A 25,412-nucleotide genomic window follows, 5' to 3' on the forward strand; every position below is an offset into this window, starting at 1 on the left:
CTACGTGTTGGCCATGTCCACGAACCGCGAATAATGGCCCTGGAAGGCCACGGTGATGGTCGCCGTGGGGCCGTTTCGGTGCTTGGCGACGATCAGGTCCGCCTCTCCCGCGCGCGGGGACTCCTTCTCGTAGGCGTCCTCGCGGTGCAGCAGGATCACCATGTCGGCGTCCTGCTCGATCGAGCCCGACTCACGCAGGTCGGAGACCATCGGCTTCTTGTCGGTGCGCTGCTCCGGGCCACGGTTCAGCTGGGAGAGCGCGATCACGGGGACCTCCAGCTCCTTCGCCAGCAGCTTGAGGTTTCGCGACATGTCCGAGACCTCCTGCTGGCGGCTCTCGGGACGTCGCGAGCCGCCCGACTGCATCAGCTGGAGATAGTCGATGACCACGAGCGATAGGTCGTTGCGCTGCTTGAGGCGACGGCACTTGGCCCGGATCTCCATCATCGACAGGTTGGGGGAGTCGTCGATGTAGAGGGGGGCGGCGGAGACGTCCGGCATCCGCCGGGCCAGCCGGGTCCAGTCGTCGTCCGTCATCGTGCCGGAGCGCATGTGGTGCAGGGCCACCCGGGCTTCCGCCGAGAGCAGGCGCATCGCGATCTCATTGCGCCCCATTTCGAGGGAGAAGATCACGCTCGGCAGGTTGCTCTTGATCGAACAGGCCCGCGCGAAGTCCAGCGCGAGCGTGGACTTGCCCATCGCGGGACGGGCGGCGATGACGATCATCTGGCCCGGGTGCAGGCCGTTGGTCAGCGAGTCGAGGTCGGTGAACCCGGTCGGAACACCGGACATCTGGCCGCTGCGCGACCCGATGGCCTCGATCTCGTCGAGGGCGCCCTCCATGATGTCGCCCAGCGGCAGGTAGTCCTCGGACGTCCGCTGCTCGGTGACCGCGTAGATCTCCGCCTGTGCGCTGTTGACGATCTCGTCGACGTCACCGTCGGCCGCATAGCCCATCTGCGTGATCTTCGTACCGGCTGCGACCAGCCGTCGCAGGACGGCCCGCTCGTGGACGATCTCCGCGTAGTACTCGGCATTGGCCGCTGTGGGGACGGACTGCACCAGGGTGTGCAGGTACGAGGCTCCGCCGACCTTGCTGATCTCGCCGCGCCGGGTCAGCTCGGCACCGACCGTGATCGGGTCCGCCGGCTCTCCCTTGGCGTACAGGTCGAGGATGGCCTGGTAGATCGTCTCGTGCGACGGCCGGTAGAAGTCGTGGCCCTTCAGGACCTCGACGACGTCGGCGATCGCGTCCTTGGAGAGCAGCATGCCGCCGAGCACGGACTGCTCGGCATCGAGGTCCTGGGGAGGGACGCGCTCGAAGCCGCCGGAGCCACCGCCGTCCCAGGAGCCGCCCTCCCGGCCCCGGTCGTGCTGCTCGTCCCCGCGGCCGCGGCCTTCGCTGTTGCGGCGAGGACGGGGCGGCAGACGGTCACCTGGACCGCTGTCGGCCCAGGGGTCGTCCATGGGCTCGGCCATGCTCACCGGGCCGCCTCCTCCCGTCCGCAACGCGGACCTTGCCGTGCCACTCTTTCTACGACACGGCTCTGACATCTGGGGCACCCGAATCGGCTGTCGGCGAGTCGGGCAACGCACCACGGTAGGCCCGGGAGCGGCGTCAGCCAATCTTGTTATCCACAGGCTGTGTGGATGAGATGTGGACGACGGCGCCAATGCTGTGGGTAACTCCCCGGAAGCTGTGTACGGACCGGGGGACGACACTGTGGACAAAATCACCTGCACCACCCCGTTACCCATGCTGACCTGCGATTTCCCCATCCAGCGGACCTGGCGCAGAAAATTCTTGGCCACTGTCTCAAGATCGCCTCCAACGGGGTGGGAGGAACGCGCAAGTCAGCGCCTCGGTAAGGACCCTAGCCACCTTGTGTCTCTTACCTGTGGAAGATTAGATTGAGCGCATGACACAGGCCCCCGCTGCACCGAAGGCTGCGCCGAGACGGCACGACCGGGAGATCTTCGCACTCGCCGTTCCCGCCTTCGGCGCGCTTGTCGCCGAACCCCTCTTCGTGATGGCCGACAGCGCCATCGTGGGGCACCTCGGGACGCCCCAGCTGGCCGGTCTCGGGATCGCAGCCGCCCTGCTCACCACCGCTGTGAGCGTCTTCGTCTTCCTCGCCTACGCCACCACCGCAGCCGTCTCCCGCCGGGTCGGAGCGGGAGACCTGCGGGCGGCGATCCGCCAGGGCATGGACGGCATCTGGCTCGCCCTCCTCCTCGGCGCGGCCGTCATCGCCGTCGTCATGCCGGCGGCGCCCTGGCTGGTCTCCCTCTTCGGAGCCTCCGACACGGTCGCCCCCCACGCGATCACCTACCTGCGGATCTCCGCCCTCGGCATCCCGGCCATGCTGATGGTCCTCGCCGCCACCGGCGTCATCCGCGGACTCCAGGACACCCGTACACCGCTCTACGTCGCCATCGGCGGGTTCACCCTCAACGCGGGGCTCAACGCCCTCCTGGTCTACGGCGCGGGTCTCGGGATCGCCGGCTCGGCCTGGGGCACGGTCATCGCCCAGTGCGCCATGGCCGTCGCCTACCTCGTGGTCGTCGTGCGGGGCGCCCGGCGGCACCACGCATCCCTGCGCCCCGATCTCGCGGGAATCCGCGCCTGCGCACAAGCCGGCGCACCCCTACTGATCCGCACCCTGTCCCTCCGGGCGGTTCTGCTGATCGCGACCGCCGTGGCCGCCCGGCTCGGTGACGCCGACATCGCCGCCCACCAGATCCTGCTCTCACTGTGGAGCCTGCTCGCCTTCGCCCTGGACGCGATCGCCATCGCAGGGCAGGCGATCATCGGCCGCTACCTGGGAGCGGGTGACACCCAGGGGGCCAAGACCGTGTGCCGCCGCATGGTGCAGTGGGGCACAGCCGCAGGCATCGTCCTCGGTCTGCTGGTGGTCGTGGCCCGTCCCGTGTTGGTCCCGCTCTTCACCAGGGACCCGGCGGTCGAGGACGCCCTGCTGCCCGCGCTGCTCGTGGTGGCGCTCTCCCAGCCCGTCTCCGGCATCGTCTTCGTGCTCGACGGGGTTCTCATGGGAGCGGGCGACGGCCGCTATCTGGCATGGGCGATGCTGCTGACACTGGCCGCTTTCACCCCGGCGGCGCTGCTCGTCCCGACCGTGGGAGGCGGCCTGACGGCGCTGTGGTGGGCCATGACGCTGATGATGCTGGTCCGTATGGCCACCCTCCAGCTGAGGGCCCGCTCGGGCCGGTGGCTGGTCGCGGGAGCCAGCCGCTGAGGCCGTCCCCGTCCGCTCCCGCCGTGTTCCACGTGAAACACGAAGGGGCCGGGGTGGTGTTTCACGTGAAACACCACCCCGGCCATGACGAAGGGCCGCACCCCGGAGAGGTGCGGCCCTTCATTCGCTGCCCTTAGGCGGCGACGACCTCGATGCCCACGTTCGCGGCCACGTCGGCGTGCAGACGCACGGAGACCTGGTACGAACCGAGGGTCTTGATCGGGGAGCCCAGCTCGACGCGGCGCTTGTCGACCTTCGGGCCGCCCGAGGACTCGATCGCCGTGGCGATGTCGGCCGGGGTAACGGAACCGAAGAGACGACCGGCGTCACCCGCGCGGGTGGCCAGACGAACCTTCACGCCCTCGAGCTTGGCCTTGACCTCGTTGGCCTGCTCGATGGTCGCGATCTCGTGGATCTTGCGGGCGCGGCGGATCTGCGCCACGTCCTTCTCGCCACCCTTGGTCCAGCGGATCGCGAAACCACGCGGGACCAGGTAGTTGCGAGCGTAGCCGTCCTTGACGTCGACGACATCGCCGGCGGCACCGAGGCCAGTGACCTCGTGGGTCAGGATGATCTTCATTAGTCGGTCACCCTTTCCTTATCGCGCGGTGGACGTGTAGGGCAGCAGCGCCATCTCACGGCTGTTCTTGACGGCCGTGGCGACGTCACGCTGGTGCTGCGTGCAGTTGCCGGTAACGCGGCGGGCACGGATCTTGCCGCGGTCGGAAATGAACTTCCGCAGCATGTTCGTGTCCTTGTAGTCCACGTATGCGGTCTTGTCCTTGCAGAACGCGCAGACCTTCTTCTTAGGCTTGCGCACAGGCGGCTTCGCCATTGTGTCTCTCCTGTGTGATCAAGAAGTGGGGGTGCGAGCTGCCCTAGAAGGGCGGCTCGTCCGAGTAGCCACCGCCGGAGCCGCCGGAGCTTCCGCCCCAGCCGCCCCCGCCGCCGCCCTGCTGCTGGCCACCGGCCGGCGCGCTGGACGCCCACGGGTCGTCGGAGGGAGCTCCGCCGCCCTGCGGGGCACCGGCAGCAGGGGCTCCGCCCCAATTGCCGCCGCCGCCACCCTGCTGCTGACCGCCGCCGCCGTACCCACCCTGGCCACCGCGACCGCTGGTCTTGGCGACCTTGGCCGTAGCGCTCTTCAGGCTGGGGCCGACTTCCTCGACGTCCAGCTCGTAGACCGTGCGCTTGACACCCTCACGGTCCTCGTACGACCGCTGCTTCAGCCGGCCCTGCACGATGACGCGCATGCCCCGCTGAAGGGACTCGGCGACGTTCTCCGCCGCCTGACGCCAGACCGAGCAGGTCAGGAACAGGCCTTCGCCGTCCTTCCACTCATTGGTCTGCTTGTCGAAGATGCGGGGAGTGGACGCGACACGGAACTTCGCGACCGCCGCACCCGAGGGGGTGAAGCGCAGCTCGGGGTCGTCGACGAGATTGCCGACGACCGTGATGACGGTCTCGCCTGCCATGGGTGAACCTCTCGGCGGGGATTGCTGCTGGGCTGCTGTGCTACTCGGTCCCGATTACCGCTGAACCGAAGTTCAGTGGGTCTCGGGGCGAAGGACCTTGGTCCGGAGAACCGACTCGTTCAGGTTCATCTGTCGGTCAAGCTCCTTGACGACCGCAGGCTCGGCCTGGAGGTCGATGACCGAGTAGATGCCCTCGGGCTTCTTCTTGATCTCGTAAGCGAGACGACGACGGCCCCAGGTGTCGACCTTCTCGACCTTTCCGTTGCCCTCGCGGACGACGGAGAGGAAGTTCTCGATCAGCGGGGAGACAGCGCGCTCCTCGAGATCGGGGTCGAGGATGACCATCACTTCGTAGTGACGCATGTGGAACCCACCTCCTTTGGACTCAGCGGCCACGGTCGTTCCGTGGCAGGAGGGTCGTGATGCGTGCGCACGGCATCCGCAGAGCAGACACCGCGCAGACCGTACAGACTACCTGCTCGACTCCTTCCGGTTGAAATCCGGCGTCAGGGGGACACAATCTGTAGGCAACGGGTGTGCTCGGTGCTATGCCCTCCGGCCCGTCCGGAGGCGGCTCCGCCGCACCGCTCTGCTTCATCCAGGAGGTGCCTTCCGATGGCACAGGCAATGCGACGCCAGTCCTCCATCTCCCTCTTCGCGACCGACGGCAAGCCCCACCCCCTGCAGGACGCCCTCATGGCGGTCACGCTGGTGCTCGGCACCGTGGCGTTCGTCACTGCGTTCTTCGACCAGCTGCACCTGCTCAGCTCGTGGGCGGGCCTGATCGGCATCCTGACCGGCGCGTACGGACAGTTCATCTCCGTCACGACACGCGAACGCTTCGCACTGATCATCGGCCTAGGCGCATCGGCCTTCGGCTTCTTCCTCGGCATGGCGCACGGCGGCCTCTTCGGCGGCTGGCTGGGCTGAACGGGGTACCTCCGCGACAGGGCGCCGGCCGAAGTCCGCGGCGGCCCCCCGGCCCGTCCCCCAGATGGGTGGCGCCCTTGTCGCAGTAGGCTTCGCGCCATAGCCAGCGAAGCCGCCGGAGGAGACGCCCCGCATGAGCCTGTCCCTGAGGACCATCAGCCGAGAGCAGCATCTGGGTTACCTCCAGAGCCTGCCCTCGGCGAGCCACTGCCAGGTCCCGGCGTGGGCCGACGTGAAGAACGAGTGGCGCTCGGAGAACCTCGGTTGGTTCGACGCGGCCGGCGAACTCGTCGGTGCCGCGCTCGTGTTGTACCGCCAACTGCCCAAGGTGAAGCGCTACCTCGCCTACCTGCCCGAGGGCCCGGTCATCAACTGGTACGCCCCCAACCTGGAGGAGTGGCTCCAGCCGATGCTGGCGCACCTCAAGCAGCAGGGCGCCTTCACCGTCAAGATGGGCCCGCCCGTCGTCATCCGCCGCTGGAACGCGACCGCCATCAAGGCCGGCATCCAGGACCCCGACGTCAAGCGCTTGCGCGACGTGGAGGCATCGGTCATCGAGCCCCGCGCCTTCGAGGTGTCCGACAAACTGCGCCGCATGGGCTGGCAGCAGGCGGAGGACGGCGGCGCCGGTTTCGGCGACGTGCAGCCCCGCTACGTCTTCCAGGTCCCGCTGGCCAACCGCTCGCTGGACGACGTCCTGAAGGGCTTCAACCAGCTGTGGCGCCGCAACATCAAGAAGGCCGAGAAGGCCGGCGTCGAGGTCGTCCAGGGCGGCTACGACGACCTGCCGACCTGGCAGCACCTGTACGAGATCACAGCCGAGCGCGACAAGTTCCGCCCGCGCCCGCTCAGCTACTTCCAGCGCCAGTGGACGGCCCTCAACTCCGAGGACCCCAACCGGATGCGCCTGTACATCGCCACCCACGAGGGAGAGCCGCTGGCCGCCGCCACGATGCTCACCGTCGGCCAGCACGTCTGGTACTCCTACGGCGCCTCCGCCAACCACAAGCGCGAGGTCCGTCCCTCGAACGCGATGCAGTGGCGCATGCTGCGCGACTCCTACGCGCTGGGAGCGAGCGTCTACGACCTTCGCGGCATCTCTGACACGCTGGACGAGAACGACCACCTGTTCGGGCTGATCCAGTTCAAGGTCGGCACCGGCGGCGAGGCCGTCGAGTACGTCGGCGAGTGGGACTTCCCGCTCAACAAGGTGCTGCACAAGGCGCTCGACATCTACATGTCGCGTCGCTGATCCACCCCCACCCACCGCACCGCTGCATCCCGCAGCTTTTCAGGAGAGGTTCCGGACGGGCATGGCGCTCACGCTCTACGTCGACACCGCGCGCTGGCGTGCGCACCAGAAGCAGATCCAGGACCAGTTCCCCGGAATGGTCCCGGTCTGCAAGGGCAACGGCTACGGCTTCGGCCACGAGCGGCTGTGCGAGGAGGCGACCCGGATGGGCGCCGACGTGCTGGCCGTCGGGACGACCTACGAGGCCGCCAGCATCAAGGACTGGTTCGGTGGTGACCTGCTCGTCCTGACCCCGTTCCGGCGGGGCGAGGACCCGGTGCCGCTGCCCGACCGGGTCATCCGCTCGGTGTCCTCGCTGGACGGGGTCCGCGGCCTGGTCGGCGCCCGGGTGGTCATCGAGTGCATGAGCTCGATGCGCCGCCACGGCATCTCGGAGCATGACCTCGGGCAGCTGCACTCGGCGATCGAGGACGTCCGGCTGGAGGGCTTCGCCCTGCACCTGCCGCTGGACCGCCCGGACGGCTCGGACGCCGTCGAGGAGGTCATCGGCTGGATGGACCGGCTGCGCGCGGCCCGGCTGCCGCTGCACACCATGTTCGTCAGCCACCTGCGGGCCGAGGAGCTCGCGCGGCTCCAGCAGCAGTTCCCGCAGACCCGTTTCCGGGCCCGGATCGGCACCCGGCTGTGGCTGGGCGACCACGACGCGACCCAGTACCGCGGCGCGGTGCTGGACGTCACGCGCGTGGCCAAGGGCGACCGCTTCGGCTACCGCCAGCAGAAGGCCGCCTCCGACGGCTGGCTGGTCGTGGTGGCCGGAGGCACCTCCCACGGCGTGGGTCTGGAGGCCCCCAAGGCCCTCCACGGCGTCATGCCGCGAGCCAAGGGCGTCGCCCGGGCGGGCCTGGCCACCGTCAACCGGAACCTGTCGCCGTTCGTGTGGGCGGGCAAGCAGCGCTGGTTCGCGGAGCCGCCGCACATGCAGGTGTCGATCCTCTTCGTGCCGTCGGACTCGACGGAGCCCAAGGTCGGCGACGAGCTCGTGGCACACCTGCGCCACACCACCACGCAGTTCGACCGGGTGCTCGACGCCTGATCCGCCGCGCGCCGGCCGTGGCCGGCGCGCACCGGTCAGTCCTCGTGGTCGGTGCCCCAGTCGACCCGCTGCTCCGGCGAGGGCGTCGCGTACCGCGGCGCCCTCGCCGCGTCCGACAGCACGAACACGTCCTCGGCGCCGTCCAGCACCCCGCCGGAGGGGTCGTCCGAGCCGTCCCTGCGCACCACGTCGCGTTCGGGCATCAGGATGTCGCGGACGACGACCGCGCACAGGTAGAGGGTGGCCAGCAGGTGCGCGGCGATCGCCAGCTGGTAGCCCTCCGCAGGCAGGCCCTGGTGCTTTTCCCCGCTGGTCGTGTAGGCCAGGTAGAACCAGATCCCGAGGAAGTAGACGACCTCCCCGGCCTGCCAGATCAGGAAGTCCCGCCAGCGCGGGCGGGCCAGCGCCGCGAGCGGGATGAGCCACAGCACGTACTGCGGCGAGTACACCTTGTTGGCCAGGATGAAGGCGGCCACGACCAGGAACGCCAGCTGCGCGAAGCGCGGGCGCCGCGGCGCGGTCAGGGTGAGCAGGCCGATGGCACCGCACAGCAGGAGCGTCAGTGCGGTCGCGTACGTGTTGGCGTCGTGCAGGGGGTTGCCCGAGCGCTGGGAGATCAGCAGCCACACCGATCCGAAGTCGATGGGCCGTTCCTGGCTGAAGGTGTAGAACTTCGTCCAGCCCTCCCAGGCGAAGAGCATGACGGGCAGGTTCACCAGGAGCCAGGAGGCGGCCGCGCCCAGGGTCGCGGCGCCGAACGCCCGCCACTTGCCGGCCCGCCAGCAGAGCACGAACAGCACCCCGAGCAGCAGCACGGGGTAGAGCTTCGCCGCGGTGGCCAGGCCGATGAAGACGCCGAAGAGGACCGCGCGGCCCCGGGACCACATGAGCATCCCGGCCGCGGTCAGGGCGATGGCCAGCAGGTCCCAGTTGATCGTCGCGGTGAGTGCGAAGGCCGGGGCGAGGGCGAAGAGCAGGGCGTCCCAGGGGCGGCGGCGGTGCGTGCGCGCGACGCAGACCGCGATGACCGCCGCGCAGGCCATGAGCATGCCCGCGTTGACCATCCAGTACATCTGCTCGCGGTGCTGCATGGAGCCGCTGCCAGGGGTGAGCCAGGAGGCGATCTCCATGAAGAACCCGGTCAGCACGGGGTACTCCAGGTACTCCATGTCGCCGGTCAGCCGGTCGAAGTAGGGCGTCAGGTTGTCGGCGAAGCCGCGTACCGCGTACAGGTGCGGAATGTCGGAGTAGCAGGCGTGGGTGTACTGCGAACCGGCTCCCCGGAACCACGCCCAGTCGTAGCAGGGCAGCTTCTGCACCATGCCCAGGGCGAACATGCCGATGGCGACGAGGGCCACCACGCGGACCGGCCCCAGCCAGTGGCCTTCGAGCCGGGCGTAGCGGCCGGTGGGGCCGCCGATGATCTCACTGCCGGCAGCGGCGACCTCGTCCTGCTGCGTGGGCAGTACGGGACGGTCCTCGTGCACCTTGGTCATGGGCTCATCCTGCCGTACGGCGCCGGACATGAGGGAAGGCCGCCGCATCCCGTGCGACGGCCTCCCCCTGGTTCACCCGGCGGTCCCGGTTACTGGGCCGCCGCGCCGGTGGGCCAGCCCGTGGTGCCGCCCGGGCGGCCCGGTCTGCCCGAGTTCGTAGCGGACGGCGATCCGCTGGGTCCTCCGTCGGCGCCGCCGATCACTCCGCTGTTCGCACCGCCGTTCGCGCCGCCGTTCGCGCCGCCATTGGCTCCTCCGTTGCCGCCCCCGCCGGTGGTGTTCGGGTCGCAGTACAGCTCCCACGGCTTGCAGGAGGGCTTGCCGCCCCTGGACGGGCTCGGGGACGCCGGCGGCGAGGCGCTCGGCGAGGGCGTGGACGGGGAGGGGGAAGGGGCCGCGGGGGGCGAGGGGGTGGGCGACGGCGCGCCGGCCGAGTCCGCCACGACGCCGATGTCGTCGGGGTCCGGGAAGCTCTGCTCCGGGGTGCCCTTGAGCGCCTCGCGCATGTACTCGGTCCAGATCACGGCCGGGATGTCGCCACCGTGGATGGAGTCGGTGCCGCCCACGCCGTTCATCGAGATCAGCTTCTTGTCCGCCGAATTCGGGTCGGTACGGAACAGGGTGACGGAGGTGGACAGCTCCGGGGTGTAGCCGACGAACCAGGCGGACTTGTTCTGGTCGGTGGTGCCGGTCTTGCCCGCCGCGGGCCGGCCCAGCTTCTTGACCTTGGTGCCGGTGCCGTTCTGGACCACGTTCTGCAGGACCTTGGTGACGTTGTCCGCGATCGCGTCGTCCATGGCCTGCTGGCTCTTGGGGGCTTCGAAACCGGACAGCGGCTGGCCGTCCTTCTCGACCTTGACCACGGAGAACGGCTCGCGGTGCTTTCCGGAGGCGGCGAAGGTGGCGTAGGAGTCCGCCATGCGGATGGCACTGGGGGTCGAGGTGCCGAGCGCGAAGGAGGCGTTGTCGGCTCCGTCCATCGAGTCCTCGAGGATGCCGGTCGCCTTCGCGACCTCGCGCACCTTGGTGTGGCCGACGTCGAAGACGAGCTGGGCGAACGGGACGTTGATGGACTTCTCCATCGCCTCGTTGAGGGTCACGTAGCCGTAGGCCGTGGAGCTCTCGTTCTTCTGCTTGAACGGCTTGCCGTCCGCCGCCAGCAGGGGCTTGCCCTGACGGTTCTTGATCACGGTGAGGTCGTCGGCCAGGTACTTGCTGTCGGGCGAGATGCCCCGGCCGCCCGAGTTCTGGGTGCCGTACTGCATCGCCGCGGCCAGGACGTACGGCTTCCAGGTCGAGCCGACCGGGACACCGATGGTGTTGGCGTTGTTGCTGAAGTACTTCTTGTCCCAGCCCGGGCCGCCGTACAGGGCCACGATGGCGCCGGTCTTCACGTCGACGGAGGCGGCTCCGAACTGCACGAAGGTGTCCAGCTCAGGGCGCTTCTTCTCGTCGAGGAAGTCGTTGCGCGTGTCCTCCACCGCCTTGACCAGGGCGTCCACCTTGGGCTTCTGGAAGGTGGTGTGGACCCGGTACCCGCCCAGGGCCATCTGCTCGGCGGTGATGCCCTTGGTCTTCATCACGTACTGCTTGGCCGTCTCGACCAGGTAGCCGATCTGGCCGGACATGCCCCGGGCCTGCTCGGACTCGACGCGTGCGGGGAAGTCGCCGTCCTTGTACTTGGCCCGCTCCTCCTTGGACATCCGTCCGACCTCGACCTCGCGGTCCAGCACCCATGACCAGCGCTTGCGAGCGCGCTGCTCGTTGAGTGCGGGGGTCGCGGCGGCGCCGATGCCGCCGTCGGGGTTGTACAGGTTGGGGCCCTTGAGCACGGAGGCCAGGAAGGCGGACTCCGAGGGGTTGAGGTCCTTGGCGTCCTTGCCGAAGTAGGCGCGGGCCGCGGCCTGGATGCCGTAGGCGTCCCGGCCGTAGTAGGCGGTGTTGAGGTAGCCCGCCAGGACCGTGCCCTTCTCCTCGGAGACCCCGAGCTTGATCGAGATGAAGAGTTCGGAGACCTTGCGCTTGAGGGTCTGCTCGGAGTCCAGGTACGTGTTCTTCACGTACTGCTGGGTGATGGTCGAGCCGCCCTGGGTGGAACCGCCCTTGGCCATGTTGTACACGGCGCGGACGATGCCCATCGGGTCGACGCCCTTGTCCGTCTCGAAGGACTCGTTCTCCGCGGCGATCACGGCGTTCTGCATCGACAGGGGGATCTGGTCGATGGTGATGATCTGGCGGTTCATCGACCCGCCGGTGGCCACCATCTGGGTGTTGTCCGCCCAGTAGAAGACGTTGTTCTGCGCCTTGGCCGCCTTGTTCGGGTCGGGCTTGTTCACCATGGCGACGCCGATGCCGGCCGCCGCCACGATGATCGCGAAGAAGCCCAGTGCCGTGCCGCTGACGAACTTCCAGGACGGCACGAAGCGCTTCCAGCCGTCCTTGTCGGACCGCGGGTAGTTGATGAGCCGCTTGTCCGGGCGGCCCGGGGCCGCACCCCGGCCGGCCTTGCCCGCGCCGCGCCCGCGGCCCGCAGGCCCTTTCTGGGCAGAGCGGCGGACCCCGGCGCGGCTGCCTTGGTCGGACTGCTCCGCGTAGGGGCCGCTGGGCGACGCCGTGGGGACGTCACGTCCCGCCCCGGCACCCCGGCCAGGGCGTGGCTGGGCGGCCCGGCGGGCCGAGGCTCGCCCGCCACCCTGGGGCTGCGGCGGTTTGCGGCGGTGCTCGCTCATCGAACGACTACTCCTCGGGCAGGCGAGTGGCCTGGAAGCGGCAGGTGAATTCCGGTTCCCCCGTCATGGCGCACAGACTACGCACGCTCAAAACCCGCTCAGTGCCGAAGTTCACCCCAAAACAGGCAACTTGCCTCGTACGAATTGGTGATGTGACGCCGGTCACCACGCCGCCCCTTGTCGATGGGCGCGGCCCGTTCTATCGTCTGGATGTATCGAGTCGATACATCAGCTCGGTATAAAGACTCACAGTCGGAGGGGAGGCAGGCGGATGAGCAGGCGCTCAGGCATCCTCGAATTCGCCGTCCTCGGCCTGCTTCGCGAATCTCCCATGCACGGTTACGAGCTGCGCAAACGGCTCAACACCTCACTGGGGGTGTTCAGGGCCTTCAGCTACGGGACGCTCTACCCCTGCCTCAAGACGCTGGTCGCCAACGGCTGGTTGATCGAGGAGCCGGGCAACGCCCCGGAAGACGCGCTCGCCGCTTCACTCGCAGGGCGCCGCGCCAAGATCGTCTACCGGTTGACGGCCGCGGGCAAGGAGCACTTCGAGGAGCTGCTCTCCCACACAGGTCCCGACACCTGGGAGGACGAGTCCTTCGCCGCCCGCTTCGCCTTCTTCGGCCAGACCGAACGGGACGTGCGCATGCGGGTCCTGGAGGGCCGCCGCAGCCGGCTGGAGGAGCGCCTGGAGAAGATGCGCGCCTCTCTCGTCCGTACGCGGGAGCGCCTCGACGACTACACGCTTGAGCTGCAGCGGCACGGCATGGAGTCGGTGGAGCGCGAAGTGCGCTGGCTGAACGAGCTCATCGAGAGCGAGCGGGCGGGACGGGATCGGAGACGACCCGGCCCGTCCGACGAAACTGCAAAATGAGGCCTGCATCTCGCAGGCCTCGTCCGAGAACAAACAGGGAGCAACCGGAATGGGTTCGGTTCGCGTAGCCATCGTCGGCGTAGGCAACTGCGCCGCCTCGCTGGTGCAGGGCGTCGAGTACTACAAGGACGCCGACCCGGCGGCCAAGGTCCCCGGTCTGATGCACGTCCAGTTCGGCGACTACCACGTGCGTGACATCGAGTTCGTCGCCGCGTTCGACGTCGACGCGAAGAAGGTCGGCCTCGACCTCTCCGACGCCATCGGCGCCAGCGAGAACAACACCATCAAGATCTGCGACGTACCGAACACGGGCGTGACCGTTCAGCGCGGCCACACCCTGGACGGCCTGGGCAAGTACTACCGCCTGACCATCGAGGAGTCCTCCGAGGCTCCGGTCGACGTGGTGCAGATCCTCAAGGACCGCCAGGTCGACGTCCTGATCTGCTACCTGCCCGTCGGCTCCGAGGCCGCGGCGAAGTTCTACGCCCAGTGCGCCATCGACGCCAAGGTCGCCTTCGTCAACGCCCTCCCGGTCTTCATCGCCGGCACCAAGGAGTGGGCTGACAAGTTCACCGAGGCCGGTGTCCCGATCGTCGGCGACGACATCAAGTCGCAGGTGGGCGCCACCATCACGCACCGCGTGATGGCGAAGCTGTTCGAGGACCGCGGTGTCCGTCTTGAGCGCACCATGCAGCTCAACGTGGGCGGCAACATGGACTTCAAGAACATGCTCGAGCGCGACCGCCTCGAGTCGAAGAAGATCTCCAAGACCCAGGCCGTCACCTCGCAGATCCCCGACCGGGAGCTCGGCGAGAAGAACGTCCACATCGGCCCGTCCGACTACGTCGCGTGGCTCGACGACCGCAAGTGGGCCTACGTCCGCCTCGAGGGCCGTGCGTTCGGCGACGTCCCGCTGAACCTCGAGTACAAGCTCGAGGTGTGGGACTCCCCGAACTCCGCCGGTGTCATCATCGACGCCCTGCGCGCCGCGAAGATCGCCAAGGACCGCGGTATCGGCGGCCCGATCCTGTCGGCGTCCAGCTACTTCATGAAGTCCCCGCCGGTGCAGTACTTCGACGACGAGGCGTACGCGAACGTCGAGAAGTTCATCAAGGGCGAGGTCGAGCGCTAGTCGAACCCCAAGGGTCCTCCAGGACACCTGGACTTCGGCTGTTCTTCCGCGGAGGGTCCCCGGGCAATGTGTCCGGGGACCCTCCGCGTATGTGACCCTTGCCCCCATGCCTGTCGTACGTGATCTGCGCGTACTCCTGCGCCTGAGGGACTTCCGCAACCTGCTCGCCGTACGGCTGCTCTCCCAGGCCGCCGACGGCGTCTACCAGGTCGCGCTCGCCACCTACGTCGTCTTCTCCCCCGAGAAGCAGACCTCGCCGACGGCCATCGCCTCGGCCATGGCGGTACTGCTGCTGCCGTATTCGGCGATCGGCCCCTTCGCCGGCGTGCTGCTCGACCGGTGGCGCCGCCGACAGGTCTTCCTCTTCGGCAACCTGCTCCGCGCCTTCCTCGCCTGCGTCACCGGGGTGCTGATCGTCGCGCACGTGCCCGACTGGCTGTTCTACGCCTCGGCGCTGTCCGTGACCGCCGTCAACCGCTTCGTCCTGGCCGGGCTCTCCGCCGCCCTGCCCCATGTCGTCGACTCCGGCCGCCTCGTGACCGCGAACGCGCTGTTCCCCACCGCAGGCACCCTCGCGGCGACCGCGGGCGGGGGACTGGCCTTCCTCGTCCGGGTGCTGGACTCCGGCTCCGACGCCCTCGTCGTCCTCCTCGGCGCGGCGCTGTACCTGTGCTCGGCGCTCGTCTCCCTGCGCCTGGCCGTGGGCCTGCTGGGCCCCGACCACCCCCCGGGACGAACGCACCCCTCGGTGGGTGAAGGCATCGCCCTCACCGCCCGGGGCATGGCCGAGGGCCTGCGGCACCTGGCTTCCCGCAGAGAGGCCGCCCAGGCGCTGACCGCCATGACCGCGATGCGGTTCTGCTACGGAGCGCTGTTCGTCATGCTGCTCATGCTGTGCCGGTATGCGTGGTCGGACAACGAGTCGGACGGGCTGGCCCTGCTCGGCGTGGCGATCGGTGTTTCCGGGGCCGGGTTCTTCACGGCCGCCGTCGTCACCCCGTGGCTGGTGGGCCGCCTGGGCGCCCTCGGGTGGATCGCCCTCTGTTCGGCGTCCGCGGCGGTGCTGGTGCCGGCCCTCGGCCTGTTCTTCGCCCCGGGACCGATGCTGGCCGCCGCTTTCGTCCTGGGTCTCGCCACCCAGGGCGCGAAGATCTCCACCGACACCGTCGTGCAGTCCCGCGTGGACGACGAGTACCGCGGCCGGGTCTTCTCGGTCTACGACGTTCTCTTCAACATCGCGTTCGTGAGCGCTGCGGCGGTGGCATCCCTGATGCTCCCCGCCGACGGGCGGTCCGCGCCGCTGATCCTCTGTGTGGCCGTCCTCTACGCCGCCACCGCGGTCCTGCTGAGGCGGCAGATCCGCCGTTTCACGTGAAACGCCCTGCCGATGTTTCACGTGAAACATCCTCCCGGAGTTTCACGTGGAACATCGGCACCGCCGTCTCGACCGACCGGGGTCAGTCCTGCGCGGCCCACCACTCCTTCAGGGCGGCCACGGCCGCGTCACGGCCCATCGGACCGTTCTCCAGCCGCAGCTCCAGCAGGAAGGCGTACGCCTTGCCGATCACCGGGCCGGGACCGACATCGAGCACCCGCATGATCTCGTTGCCGTCCAGGTCGGGCCGAATCGCATCCAGCTCCTCCTGCTCCTGGAGCTGCGCGATGCGGTCCTCCAGGCCGTCATAGGTGCGGGAGAGGGCATTGGCCTTGCGCTTGTTGCGCGTGGTGCAGTCGGACCGCGTCAGTTTGTGCAGGCGCTCCAGCAGCGGGCCGGCGTCGCGGACATAGCGCCGCACGGCGGAGTCGGTCCATTCGCCGTCGCCGTAGCCGTGGAACCGCAGGTGCAGCTCCACCAGCCGGGACACGTCCTTGATCATGTCGTTCGAGTACTTGAGGGCGGTCAGGCGCTTCTTGGTCATCTTCGCGCCCACCACCTCGTGGTGATGGAAGGAGACCCTGCCGTCGCTCTCGAAACGGCGGGTGCGCGGCTTGCCGATGTCGTGCAGCAGGGCCGCGAGCCGCAGAACCAGGTCCGGGCCCTCCTCCTCCAGCGAGATCGCCTGCTCCAGCACGATCAGGGAGTGGTCGTAGACATCCTTGTGGCGGTGGTGCTCGTCACTCTCCAGCCGCAGCGCGGGCAGCTCCGGGAGCACCCGGTCGGCCAGTCCGGTGTCCACGAGCAGGCCCAGGCCCTTGCGCGGATGCGTGGAAAGGATCAGCTTGTTCAGCTCGCCCTGAACCCGCTCCGCGGAGACGATCTCGATCCGGTCGGACATCGCCTTCATCGCCTCGACGACCTCCGGGGCGACCTCGAAGTCCAGCTGCGCCGCGAACCGGGCGGCGCGCAGCATCCGCAGCGGATCGTCGGAGAAGGACTCCTCGGGGGTGCCGGGGGTGCGCAGCACGCCGGCGGCCAGGTCCTCCAGGCCGCCGTGGGGGTCGATGAACCGCTGTTCGGGCAGGCCCAGCGCCATGGCGTTGACCGTGAAGTCACGCCGGACCAGGTCCTCCTCGATGGAGTCGCCGTAGGAGACCTCGGGCTTGCGCGAGGTCCGGTCGTACGCCTCGGAGCGGTACGTCGTCACCTCGATCTGGAAGCCGGCCTTCTGCGCTCCGACGGTGCCGAAGGCGATACCGACGTCCCACACCGAGTCGGCCCACGGGCGGACGATCTTGAGGACGTCCTCGGGACGGGCGTCGGTGGTGAAATCCAGGTCGTTGCCGAGACGCCCGAGCAGCGCATCGCGGACGGACCCTCCGACCAGGGCGAGGCGGTGGCCCGCCTCCTGGAATCGGCGGCCGAGCTCGTCGGCGACAGGGGCGACCCGCAGCAGTTCACTCACCGCGCGGCGCTGCACCTGACTCAGGGCACTGGGGTTGTCTTCGTTGGCGTTCGGCACAACAGAAAAGGGTACGTGTCCCGCCCGGCGCGGGCTCCCTCGTTTTGCGGCGACCCCGGTACACGGGCGCTGCGGGGGTCGCCGATCATGTGGAGCAAGGCGCGGCACTCGCGCACAGCGGGTCTCGTTACCATGCGTGGACGCACAGACGACGACCACTGACACTTCGAGGGACGGGCTAGCGCGTGGCCGAGGCGGCAGAGAACCTGGGGGCGTCCCCCGCCCCTGTCCGGCGCCGATGGCTGCGGCGGGCGGTGGTCCTGCTCGCGGGAACGCCCGTGCTGGCCGCTCTGGTCTACTCTCCCGCCCCCGAGGCGCAGGCCGCCCAGCCTTCGCCCGTCGACGTGCAGCTGACGTCGATGACCCCTGCCGCCCCGGTGAAGGGCGACACCCTGATCCTCACCGGAACCGTGGTCAACAACGGCTCCGAGACGATCAACGATGCGCATGTAGGGCTGCGGGTCGGCCCCCTGCTCGCGGACCGGTCCTCGATCGACGAGGCGGCGGAACGCAGTGGCTTCCGGGCGGGCGCGGACCCCGGGGAGATCGATCCGGCCCACGCGGTGAAGTTCGACTCACTGCCGTCGAAGGTCAGCCGGCAGTTCACCCTCACCGTCCCGGTGAACAAGCTGGAGCTGGACAAGGACGGTGTCTACCAGCTCGGTGTGTCCCTCTCGGGCGCGACCGAGAGCCGCCCCTCCGAGCAGGTCCTCGGCATCAAGCGGACCTTCCTGCCGTGGCAGCCGGAGGCGGCCGCCAAGCGGGCTCAGCTCGGTTACGTCTGGCCGCTGATCTCCACCACCCACGTGACCGCCGAGACCGGCTCGGACGAGACGCAGACCCCCGTCTTCCTCGACGACTCCCTTGCCGCGGAACTGGCATCGGGTGGCCGGCTGGAGCGGATGGTCGCACTCGGCAAGGACCTGCCCATCACCTGGGTCATCGACCCTGACCTGCTGTACACGGTCGACGCGATGACCAAGGGCTACCGGGTCCGCGTCCCGGGCGGCAAGTCCGTCCAGGGCAAGAACAAGGCCATCGCCGAGCAGTGGCTGAGCTCGCTGGAAGCCGCCGTCCAGGGCAAGAAGGTCGTCGCCCTGCCCTTCGCCGACCCCGACGTCGCCTCCCTCGCCCATCACGGCAAGGACGTCTCGGGCACCCTGGGCCAGCTGCGGCCCGCCACCGACAAGGCGAAGCAGGCCGTGGAGACCGTCCTGCACGTTCCCGCGTCCACCGACTTCTCCTGGCCCGTGGACGGCGCCATCGATCCGGCGATCGTCAACGTCGCCACTTCGGCCGGCGCCCACAACATCCTCACCCGCAGCGACAGCCTCTCGGAGAGCGGAGCTCTCGGGTACACCCCCTCTGCCGCGCGGCCCATCGGGGCGGGAGCGACCGCCGTCGTCGCGGACGCGGAACTCTCCACCGCCTTCGACGGCGACATGCTGAACTCAGGGACCTCCACCCTGGCCGTGCAGCGGTTCCTCGCCCACAGCCTCGCCCTGAACCTGCAGAAGACCGAAGAGCAGCGCAGCTTCGTCGTCGCCCCGCCGCGTATGCCCACCACCAGCCAGGTGGAGACGATGGCCGAGGCGCTGCGGACCCTGCAGGCCGGCCGCTGGACCCAGCCCGCCGACCTCGAAGCCGCGGCCGCGGCCAAGCCGGACCCGGCGGCGGCCACCCAGGTGCCGGGTGCCGGACAGTACCCCGAGGCGCTGCGCAAGCAGGAGCTCCCGGTGACGGCCTTCGAGAAGATCCGCACCACCCAGAACACCCTCGACCACTTCAAGGTGATCCTCGCCGCACCCGACCGTGTGGAGATCCCCTTCGGCAACACCACCAACCGGGAGATGTCCGTCTCCTGGCGCGGCCGTCCCGAGGAGGCCGCCCTCTACCGGGACCAGGTCCAGGAGTACCTGCTGGGCCTCACCGAGAAGGTCAAGGTCATCCCGAAATCCGACGCCACCCTGTCCGGACACAGCGCCACGATCCCGGTGAGCGTCCAGAACAGCCTCGTCCAGGACGTCCACGACCTCGTCCTGCGTGTGCGGTCCGCCAACCCGACCCGCCTGATGTTCGGCGACAAGGGTCAGGCGGAGCAGCAGGTCACCGTCCAGGGCGACCACACCCAGACCGTCAAGTTCACCGCCAACGCCACCGCGAGCGGCCCGGTGGAGGTCACCGCCCAGCTCTTCACCAAGGACGGCGTCCCCTACGGCAAGGAACGCACGTTCACCGTGGACGCCACCGAGATCACCCCCACCGTCATGCTGGTCATCGCCGGCGGTGTCCTCCTCCTCGTCCTGGCCGGCATCAAGATGTACGCCAGCCGCAAGCGCGTGGCGGCCCGTGCGGCCTCCGAGGAGAGCACGCAGCCGAGTGACGAGTCCCCGGACACCGGACCGCAAAGCGCCGAGGGGTCCGGCACGGGTGAGACAGTGGACCGTTGAGCGATGCCGTGGCCGGTCGGCCTGGGGACGATGAGGTGGGGTTTCGATGAACGCGCCGTACGACGGTGACCGCGCGCAGGGCACTGGTGGGCCTGCGCCCGCCCAGGGCACTGCCCCGGGCACCCCGGTGCCGGGCCAGGTTCCCGCGCCTGCGCCCGCGCCGGACCACGACCCGTATGTCCAGGACGCCTACGGCTACGACCCGTACCGGTCACAGGACCTGTCCGCCCAGGATCCCGTCGCTGAGGTCCTCTACGACCGGGCGTCGCACCCGCCGCCACCCCCGGGCACCTACCAGGAGCCCGGCCCGCTGTACGCGGCGCCGGCCTCGCCCTCGTACGCCCCCGACCCGCGCGTCTGGGCCCAGACCCCGCCGCCCGAGCCGGACGGGCCCTCCCGCCACCTGCCGTACGGCGACCACGCCACCACCACCGAGTTCGTCGGCGTGGACTCCCTGGTGACCAAGGCGGCGGACGAGCAGCCCGAACCCGATGCCTTCGCGCACCTCTACCGGGACCAGGAGGCCGCGCCCCGTATCCCCGCCGAGGACGCCCCCGTGGCCGCCCCGGCGCCGGCCAGACCGGCCGGCCGCGCCTCCAGCCTGCTGAAGTCCAGCGCGCTCATGGCCGCCGGCACCATCGTCTCCCGCATCACCGGCTTCCTGCGGACCCTCGTGATCGCCGGCGCGATCGGCGTCGGCACCTTCAACGACACGTACCAGATCGCCAACACGCTGCCCACGATGATCTACGTGCTGGTCGGCGGCGGCGCGCTCAACGCCGTCTTCATCCCGCAGCTGGTCCGGGCCATGAAGAACGACGACGACGGCGGGCAGGCCTACGCCAACCGGCTGCTGTCCCTCGTCGTGGTCCTGCTGGCCGCCGTCACCACCATCTGCGTCCTCGCCGCCCCGGTGTTCATCACGATGATGTCGCCGAAGATCGCCTCCGACCCCCAGCAGATGGACGTGGCGGTCGCCTTCGCCCGCTACTGCCTGCCGACCATGTTCTTCATGGGTGTGCACGTGGTCCTCGGTCAGATCCTCAACGCCCGCGGCCGCTTCGGCGCGATGATGTGGACCCCGGTCCTCAACAACATCGTCGTCATCGCCACCTTCGGCGCCTTCATCTGGGCCTTCGGCGGTTTCACCACCTCCGGCGTCAATGCCACCACCGTCACTCCCGAAGGCGTCCGCCTGCTGGGTCTGGGCACGCTGCTGGGCCTCACCGTCCAGGCCCTCGCGATGCTGCCCTACCTGCGCGACGCCGGTTTCAAGCCCCGCCTGCGCTTCGACTGGAAGGGCCACGGCCTGGGCAAGGCCGCCCGCCTGGCCAAGTGGACGTTCTTCTTCGTCCTCGCCAACCAGGTCGGCCTCGTCGTCGTCACCCAGCTCGCCACCTGGGCCGGCTCGGTCGCCGAGAAGCAGGGCCACCCCGGCACCGGCATCACCGCCTACAACTACGCGCTGCTGCTGTGGCAGATGCCGCAGGCGATCATCACCGTCTCCGTCATGACGGCCGTGCTGCCGCGCATCTCCCGCTCCGCGCACGACGGCGACGCCGCCGCCGTGCGCGACGACATCTCCTACGGGCTGCGGACCTCGGCCGTCGCGATCGTGCCCTGCGCCTTCGCGTTCCTCGCCCTCGGCGTCCCGATGGCCACGCTGCTCTACGCCGGATCCGGCGCGGGCGCCCAGAACATCGGCTACGTCCTGATGGCCTTCGGCCTCGGACTGATCCCGTACTCGGTCCAGTACGTGGTCCTGCGCGGCTTCTACGCCTACGAGGACACCCGGACGCCCTTCTACAACACCGTCATCGTCGCCGCGGTCAACGCGGCCGTCTCCACGGCCTCCTTCTTCGTCCTGCCCGCCCGCTGGGCGGTCGTCGGCATGGCCGCCGCCTACGGTCTCGGTTACACGGTCGGTGTCGGAGTCGCCTGGCGCCGCCTGCGCACCCGCCTCGGCGGCGACCTCGACGGCGCGCACGTGATGCGCACCTACGCCCGCCTCACCGGCGCCTGTGTCCCCGCCGCCGCCGTGGCCGGCGCCGTCGCCTACGGGATCACCCAGTGGCTGGGCGGCGGAGTCGGCGGTTCCGCCGCCGCCCTCGTCGCGGGCGGCATCGCCCTCGCGGGCGTGTTCCTGATCGCCGCCAAGCGGATGCGGATCGAAGAGCTCAACTCGATGGTCGGAATGGTCCGCGGACGTTTGGGGCGCTGATGCGCACAACCGTCGCCCCCCTTCGTGTGTCGTGCATAGCGTCGGACTGTGGGCACAATTGGCATGGCTTCGCAGACTGGCCGACAGCGCGCAACGGATGGGGAGGCGGGAACGACGGTGGCGGAACGTAGCACGGCCGCCGTCGACGTGGCCGACAACAGTGGCGACCAGCCGCTGGCCGCAGAGGCGGACAAGGCCACGGCCGACGGGGTGGACATCCAGAACGGACGAGCCGCGGACGGACCCATGACCGAGAAGGACGGCGAACGCACGAGCGCGGCCCCCGCGGCCGCACCCGAACTCCACAGCGGCCACAAGCTCGCCAGACGCTACCGGCTCGAAGAGTGCGTCACCCGTGTGGACGGATTCAGCAGCTGGCGTGCGATGGACGAGAAGCTGCGCCGGGCCGTGGGCGTCCACCTGCTGCCCGCCGACCACGCGCGGGCCCGCTCCGTCCTGGCCGCCGCACGCTCCTCCGCCCTCCTCGGCGACCCCCGGTTCGTCCAGGTGCTCGACGCCGTCGAGGAGAACGACCTCGTCTACGTCGTCCACGAATGGCTGCCCGACGCCACGGAACTCACCGCGCTCCTCGCGGCGGGCCCCCTGGAGCCGCACGAGGCCTACCAACTCGTCAGCCAGGTCTCCCAGGCCATGAGCGCGGCGCACCGCGAAGGTCTCGCCCATCTGCGCCTGACGCCCAGCGCCATACTGCGCACCTCCTCCGGTCAGTACCGGATCCGCGGGCTCGCCGTGAACGCGGCGCTGCGCGGCATCACCAGCGACACCCCGCAGCGCGCCGACACCGAGGCCATCGGCGCACTGCTGTACGCCGCCCTCACCCAGCGCTGGCCGTACGAGAACGACGCGTACGGCCTCACCGGGCTGCCCAAGGGGGTCGGCCTGATCGCCCCCGACCAGGTCCGTGCCGGCGTCCACCGCGGCCTCGGCGAACTCGCCATGCGCGCCCTGGCCAACGACGGGGCCACCGCCTCCCGTCAGGAGCCCGCCTGCACCACTCCGGAGGAACTGGCCAAGGCCGTCGCCGCGATGCCGCGCATCCGGCCGCCGGAGCCCGCCTTCACCGCGCCGCCGGAGTACCAGCACACGACCTACCAGCAGGGCACCTACGGCCGCCCCACGCCCCCCGGCGTGCCTCCGACGCAGACCGTCACGGTCGTCCCCCCGCCGCCCCCCCTCCAGAGCCGCACCGGCCGGGCCCTGAAGTGGGGCGTCGCCGCCCTGCTGATCGCCGCCCTGGGACTGGGCAGCTGGCAGCTGGCCGACGCCCTCCTGGACCACCGCCCCCAGGGTGAGAACGGCAGCAGCAACAACAACCAGCCCAAGAACCAGGACGCCCCGAAGGCACCGGAGCGCGTCCCGGTCGCCATCAAGAAGGCCGAGGAGTACTACCCGGACGGCAAGCCCCAGAACATCGAGGACGTCGCGAACAGCTACGACAAGGACCCCGACTCCTACTGGCGGACCTACGCGTTCGATGACGGCCCCGACCTGGGGGCCTACAAGAAGGGCCTCGGCCTGGTCTTCGACCTCGGCTCGGAGCAGGACGTGAGCGGCGCCTCGATAGCGTTCAAGTTCGGTGGCGACCACACCACCGCGACGATCTACGCGGCACCCAGCATGTCCTCGTCCACACCGGTCGGCAGCCTGCAGAAGATCGCCGTGGGGACCACCGCCGACAGACAGCTCGACCTCGCCGCGCCTGCCGCGGTCAAGACGCGCTACGTGGTCGTATGGCTCACGGCCATGCCGGAGTCGGGTGCTTCGGAATACAGCCGAGCCGGCTACAAGCAGGGCATTTCCAACGTCTCGTTCTTCCGGAACTCGTAGCAGAACGGGGCCGCGGGAGCCGAGCTCCCACAGCTCCGCCCTACACGTCCGGTGAGCGGGACGCAGTCCGCGCGTGCCGGCTCACGTCCGGGTACTGCGATGAGCCCTCGGCAGAGGAGGGGAACCATGGAGCCTGAGGCTGACGACCTCGCTCCGGTCCGGGACCAGGAGCTCCTGGCGCGGCACGCCGCGGGCGACCCGGACGCGTTCGGGGAGCTCGTGCGGCGGCATCGGGACCGGTTGTGGGCCGTGGCCATGCGGACCCTCGGGGACCGTGAGGAGGCCGCCGACGCGGTACAGGACGCCCTCGTCTCCGCCTACCGCGCCGCCCACACCTTCCGCGGGGAATCCGCCGTCACCACCTGGCTGCACCGCATCACCGTCAACGCCTGCCTGGACCGCGCACGCAAGGCCGCCTCCCGCAGGACCGCGCCCCTCGACGACACCGACCGCCTGGAGCGGCTCCTGGAGCCCCACGAGTCCGCGGAGGCCCCGGCGGAGCGTCAGGAGCTCCATCGCCAGCTCCTGGCGGCCCTGAGCACCCTGCCGGCCGAACAGCGGGCCGTGCTCGTCCTCGTCGACATGCAGGGTTACCCCGTCGCAGAAGCGGCCCGCATCCTCGACGTCCCCACCGGCACCGTGAAGAGCCGCTGCGCCCGCGGCCGGGCGAAACTCCTCCCGATGCTCACTCATCTGCGCACGAATGCCGGGGATAACACCGCCGCCGAGAGGGGAAGGAACCGGACGCCGCGGTCGGCCGTCCCACCAGCGGCAGAACCCAGGCATCCAGACCCAGACGCAGTGAAGGGCGGAGGTGGACGACCGTGAGCCCCACAACCGGCACAACCGGCACGATCCGGCACCCGGACGTCTCGGAGATCTCCGACCTGACCGAAGGACTGCTCCCCCCGGCCCGCAGTGCCGAGATCCGACGCCACCTGGACGACTGCGCCCTGTGCGCCGACGTCCGCACCTCCCTGGAGGAGATCCGCTCCCTCCTCGGCACCCTGCCGGGCCCGGCCCGGATGCCCGCCGACATCGCCGGCCGTATCGACGCGGCCCTGGCCGCCGAAGCCCTCCTCGACTCGACCGCCTCCCGGCCCCGGCCCGCAGCAGCGGCCCGACCCGGCCCTGCCGACCGCGATGTTTCACGTGAAACATCGCCCGCCGGTCACCCGGCCGGCCCGAGCGGTCCCGGGCGGCGACACCGGGCCCGCCGCCGGATCGCCGTACTCGCAGGCCTGGCCGGAGCAGCCGCGTGCGCCCTCGGCATCTTCCTGTTCGCGGGCCCCTCCGGTTCCCCCGGCCCCGACGCCACCGCTCGCGGTGATGCCTCGCACACCACCGCTCTCCCGTCCACCGGCGACGACTCCTACACCGCCCAGGGCCTCCAGGGCAACGTCCGACAGCTGCTGGCCTCCGGGCAGGGTGCCAAGACCGAACCGGAGAACAACACCTACGGCATGGAGAACACCTCTCCGGCCCCCAGGGTCGCGCCCAATGACCGCCGCGCGGCATCCGTTCCCGCTTGTGTGCAGGACGCGACCGGCCGTCCTGACACGCCGCTCGCCGCCGAGCGCGGCAGCTATCAGGGGACTCCCGCCTTCCTGGTCGTCCTGCCCCACCCGGACGACGCCTCCCGCGTGGACGCCTTCCTCATCGACACCGCCTGCGAGACCACGGCTGCCGGTACCCCCGGGAAGGTCCTGCTCACGCACACCTATCCGCGGAGCTGACGGACCACGGTCCGCACGG

19 protein-coding genes and 1 pseudogene are annotated in these 25,412 nt (G+C 69.7%); 12 read left to right on the forward strand and 8 right to left on the reverse strand.

Translation table 11 applies throughout. From position 1 onward, the window contains the following. Nucleotides 1-1,467 carry a replicative DNA helicase gene (gene dnaB / locus AMK16_RS18240; RefSeq protein WP_073917733.1) on the reverse strand — a complete coding sequence of 489 codons (1,467 nt, stop codon included), beginning with the start codon at nt 1,465-1,467 and terminating at the stop codon, nt 1-3. Between the two features lie 452 nt (nt 1,468-1,919). On the opposite strand from dnaB, the gene AMK16_RS18245 reads away from it, so the two are divergent. Further along, on the forward strand, nt 1,920-3,257 hold the full coding sequence (locus AMK16_RS18245; RefSeq protein WP_073916846.1) for an MATE family efflux transporter: 1,338 nt from the start codon (nt 1,920-1,922) through the stop codon (nt 3,255-3,257). Between the two features lie 133 nt (nt 3,258-3,390). Here AMK16_RS18245 and rplI read toward each other — a convergent pair whose 3' ends face one another. The 4 genes from rplI to rpsF all read right to left on the reverse strand — a co-directional run bounded on the left by rplI (nt 3,391) and on the right by rpsF (nt 5,095). After that, nucleotides 3,391-3,837: a 50S ribosomal protein L9 gene (rplI, locus tag AMK16_RS18250; RefSeq protein WP_073916850.1), complete on the reverse strand. Its 447-nt coding sequence runs from the start codon at nt 3,835-3,837 to the stop codon at nt 3,391-3,393. Between the two features lie 18 nt (nt 3,838-3,855). Then, the gene (rpsR, locus tag AMK16_RS18255) at nt 3,856-4,092 is read right to left on the reverse strand and encodes a 30S ribosomal protein S18 (protein WP_005315025.1); all 237 of its coding nucleotides are present in this window, start codon (nt 4,090-4,092) and stop codon (nt 3,856-3,858) included. A 43-nt stretch (nt 4,093-4,135) separates the two neighbouring features. After that, nucleotides 4,136-4,732, reverse strand: a complete 597-nt coding sequence (locus AMK16_RS18260) for a single-stranded DNA-binding protein (protein WP_073916853.1) — start codon at nt 4,730-4,732, stop codon at nt 4,136-4,138. 72 nt (nt 4,733-4,804) lie between these two features. Next, nucleotides 4,805-5,095, reverse strand: a complete 291-nt coding sequence (gene rpsF / locus AMK16_RS18265; RefSeq protein WP_004950685.1) for a 30S ribosomal protein S6 — start codon at nt 5,093-5,095, stop codon at nt 4,805-4,807. 252 nt (nt 5,096-5,347) lie between these two features. Here rpsF and AMK16_RS18270 point away from each other — a divergent pair, with 252 nt between their 5' ends. The 3 genes from AMK16_RS18270 (at nt 5,348) to AMK16_RS18280 (ending at nt 8,007) form a co-directional block, all read left to right on the forward strand. Next, nucleotides 5,348-5,662 carry a hypothetical protein gene (locus AMK16_RS18270; protein ID WP_073916856.1) on the forward strand — a complete coding sequence of 105 codons (315 nt, stop codon included), beginning with the start codon at nt 5,348-5,350 and terminating at the stop codon, nt 5,660-5,662. 133 nt (nt 5,663-5,795) lie between these two features. Continuing rightward, on the forward strand, nt 5,796-6,914 hold the full coding sequence (locus AMK16_RS18275; protein ID WP_073916860.1) for a lipid II:glycine glycyltransferase FemX: 1,119 nt from the start codon (nt 5,796-5,798) through the stop codon (nt 6,912-6,914). Between the two features lie 61 nt (nt 6,915-6,975). Beyond that, nucleotides 6,976-8,007 (forward strand): alanine racemase, encoded by a 1,032-nt coding sequence (locus AMK16_RS18280; protein WP_073916863.1) that lies wholly within the window; start codon nt 6,976-6,978, stop codon nt 8,005-8,007. A 35-nt stretch (nt 8,008-8,042) separates the two neighbouring features. Here AMK16_RS18280 and AMK16_RS18285 read toward each other — a convergent pair whose 3' ends face one another. After that, nucleotides 8,043-9,503, reverse strand: coding sequence for a glycosyltransferase family 87 protein (locus tag AMK16_RS18285; RefSeq protein WP_073916865.1), 1,461 nt, complete (start codon nt 9,501-9,503; stop codon nt 8,043-8,045). Between the two features lie 89 nt (nt 9,504-9,592). Beyond that, nucleotides 9,593-12,232: a transglycosylase domain-containing protein gene (locus AMK16_RS18290; protein ID WP_073916867.1), complete on the reverse strand. Its 2,640-nt coding sequence runs from the start codon at nt 12,230-12,232 to the stop codon at nt 9,593-9,595. Nucleotides 12,233-12,503: 271 nt separating this feature from the next. Between AMK16_RS18290 and AMK16_RS18295 the strand changes: the two are divergent. The 3 genes and pseudogenes from AMK16_RS18295 to AMK16_RS18305 form a co-directional block, all read left to right on the forward strand. Next, nucleotides 12,504-13,103: pseudogene (locus tag AMK16_RS18295) on the forward strand (helix-turn-helix transcriptional regulator); the annotation flags it as partial. A gap of 52 nt (nt 13,104-13,155) precedes the next feature. Beyond that, nucleotides 13,156-14,238, forward strand: coding sequence for an inositol-3-phosphate synthase (locus tag AMK16_RS18300; protein WP_073916880.1), 1,083 nt, complete (start codon nt 13,156-13,158; stop codon nt 14,236-14,238). 106 nt (nt 14,239-14,344) lie between these two features. Next, nucleotides 14,345-15,613: an MFS transporter gene (locus tag AMK16_RS18305; protein ID WP_073916883.1), complete on the forward strand. Its 1,269-nt coding sequence runs from the start codon at nt 14,345-14,347 to the stop codon at nt 15,611-15,613. A gap of 82 nt (nt 15,614-15,695) precedes the next feature. Here AMK16_RS18305 and AMK16_RS18310 read toward each other — a convergent pair whose 3' ends face one another. Then, nucleotides 15,696-17,138, reverse strand: coding sequence for a CCA tRNA nucleotidyltransferase (locus AMK16_RS18310; RefSeq protein ID WP_073916886.1), 1,443 nt, complete (start codon nt 17,136-17,138; stop codon nt 15,696-15,698). A 185-nt stretch (nt 17,139-17,323) separates the two neighbouring features. Here AMK16_RS18310 and AMK16_RS18315 point away from each other — a divergent pair, with 185 nt between their 5' ends. The 5 genes from AMK16_RS18315 (at nt 17,324) to AMK16_RS18335 (ending at nt 25,393) form a co-directional block, all read left to right on the forward strand. Then, the gene (locus AMK16_RS18315) at nt 17,324-19,588 is read left to right on the forward strand and encodes a DUF6049 family protein (RefSeq protein WP_199885471.1); all 2,265 of its coding nucleotides are present in this window, start codon (nt 17,324-17,326) and stop codon (nt 19,586-19,588) included. Between the two features lie 46 nt (nt 19,589-19,634). Next, nucleotides 19,635-21,809, forward strand: a complete 2,175-nt coding sequence (gene murJ, locus AMK16_RS18320; RefSeq protein WP_073916888.1) for a murein biosynthesis integral membrane protein MurJ — start codon at nt 19,635-19,637, stop codon at nt 21,807-21,809. A gap of 117 nt (nt 21,810-21,926) precedes the next feature. Beyond that, complete coding sequence (locus AMK16_RS18325; RefSeq protein WP_073916891.1) at nt 21,927-23,657, forward strand: protein kinase family protein; 1,731 nt, start codon at nt 21,927-21,929, stop codon at nt 23,655-23,657. Between the two features lie 126 nt (nt 23,658-23,783). After that, a complete protein-coding gene (gene sigM / locus AMK16_RS18330; RefSeq protein ID WP_073916894.1) occupies nt 23,784-24,485 on the forward strand; it encodes an RNA polymerase sigma factor SigM in 702 nt (233 codons plus the stop codon). After that, nucleotides 24,482-25,393 carry a hypothetical protein gene (locus AMK16_RS18335; RefSeq protein WP_073916897.1) on the forward strand — a complete coding sequence of 304 codons (912 nt, stop codon included), beginning with the start codon at nt 24,482-24,484 and terminating at the stop codon, nt 25,391-25,393. Before sigM ends, AMK16_RS18335 begins: the two co-directional genes overlap by 4 nt. Nucleotides 25,394-25,412: the final 19 nt, after the last annotated feature.

It is taken from the genome of Streptomyces sp. CB00455 (assembly GCF_001905445.1).
GTDB lineage: Bacteria > Actinomycetota > Actinomycetes > Streptomycetales > Streptomycetaceae > Streptomyces.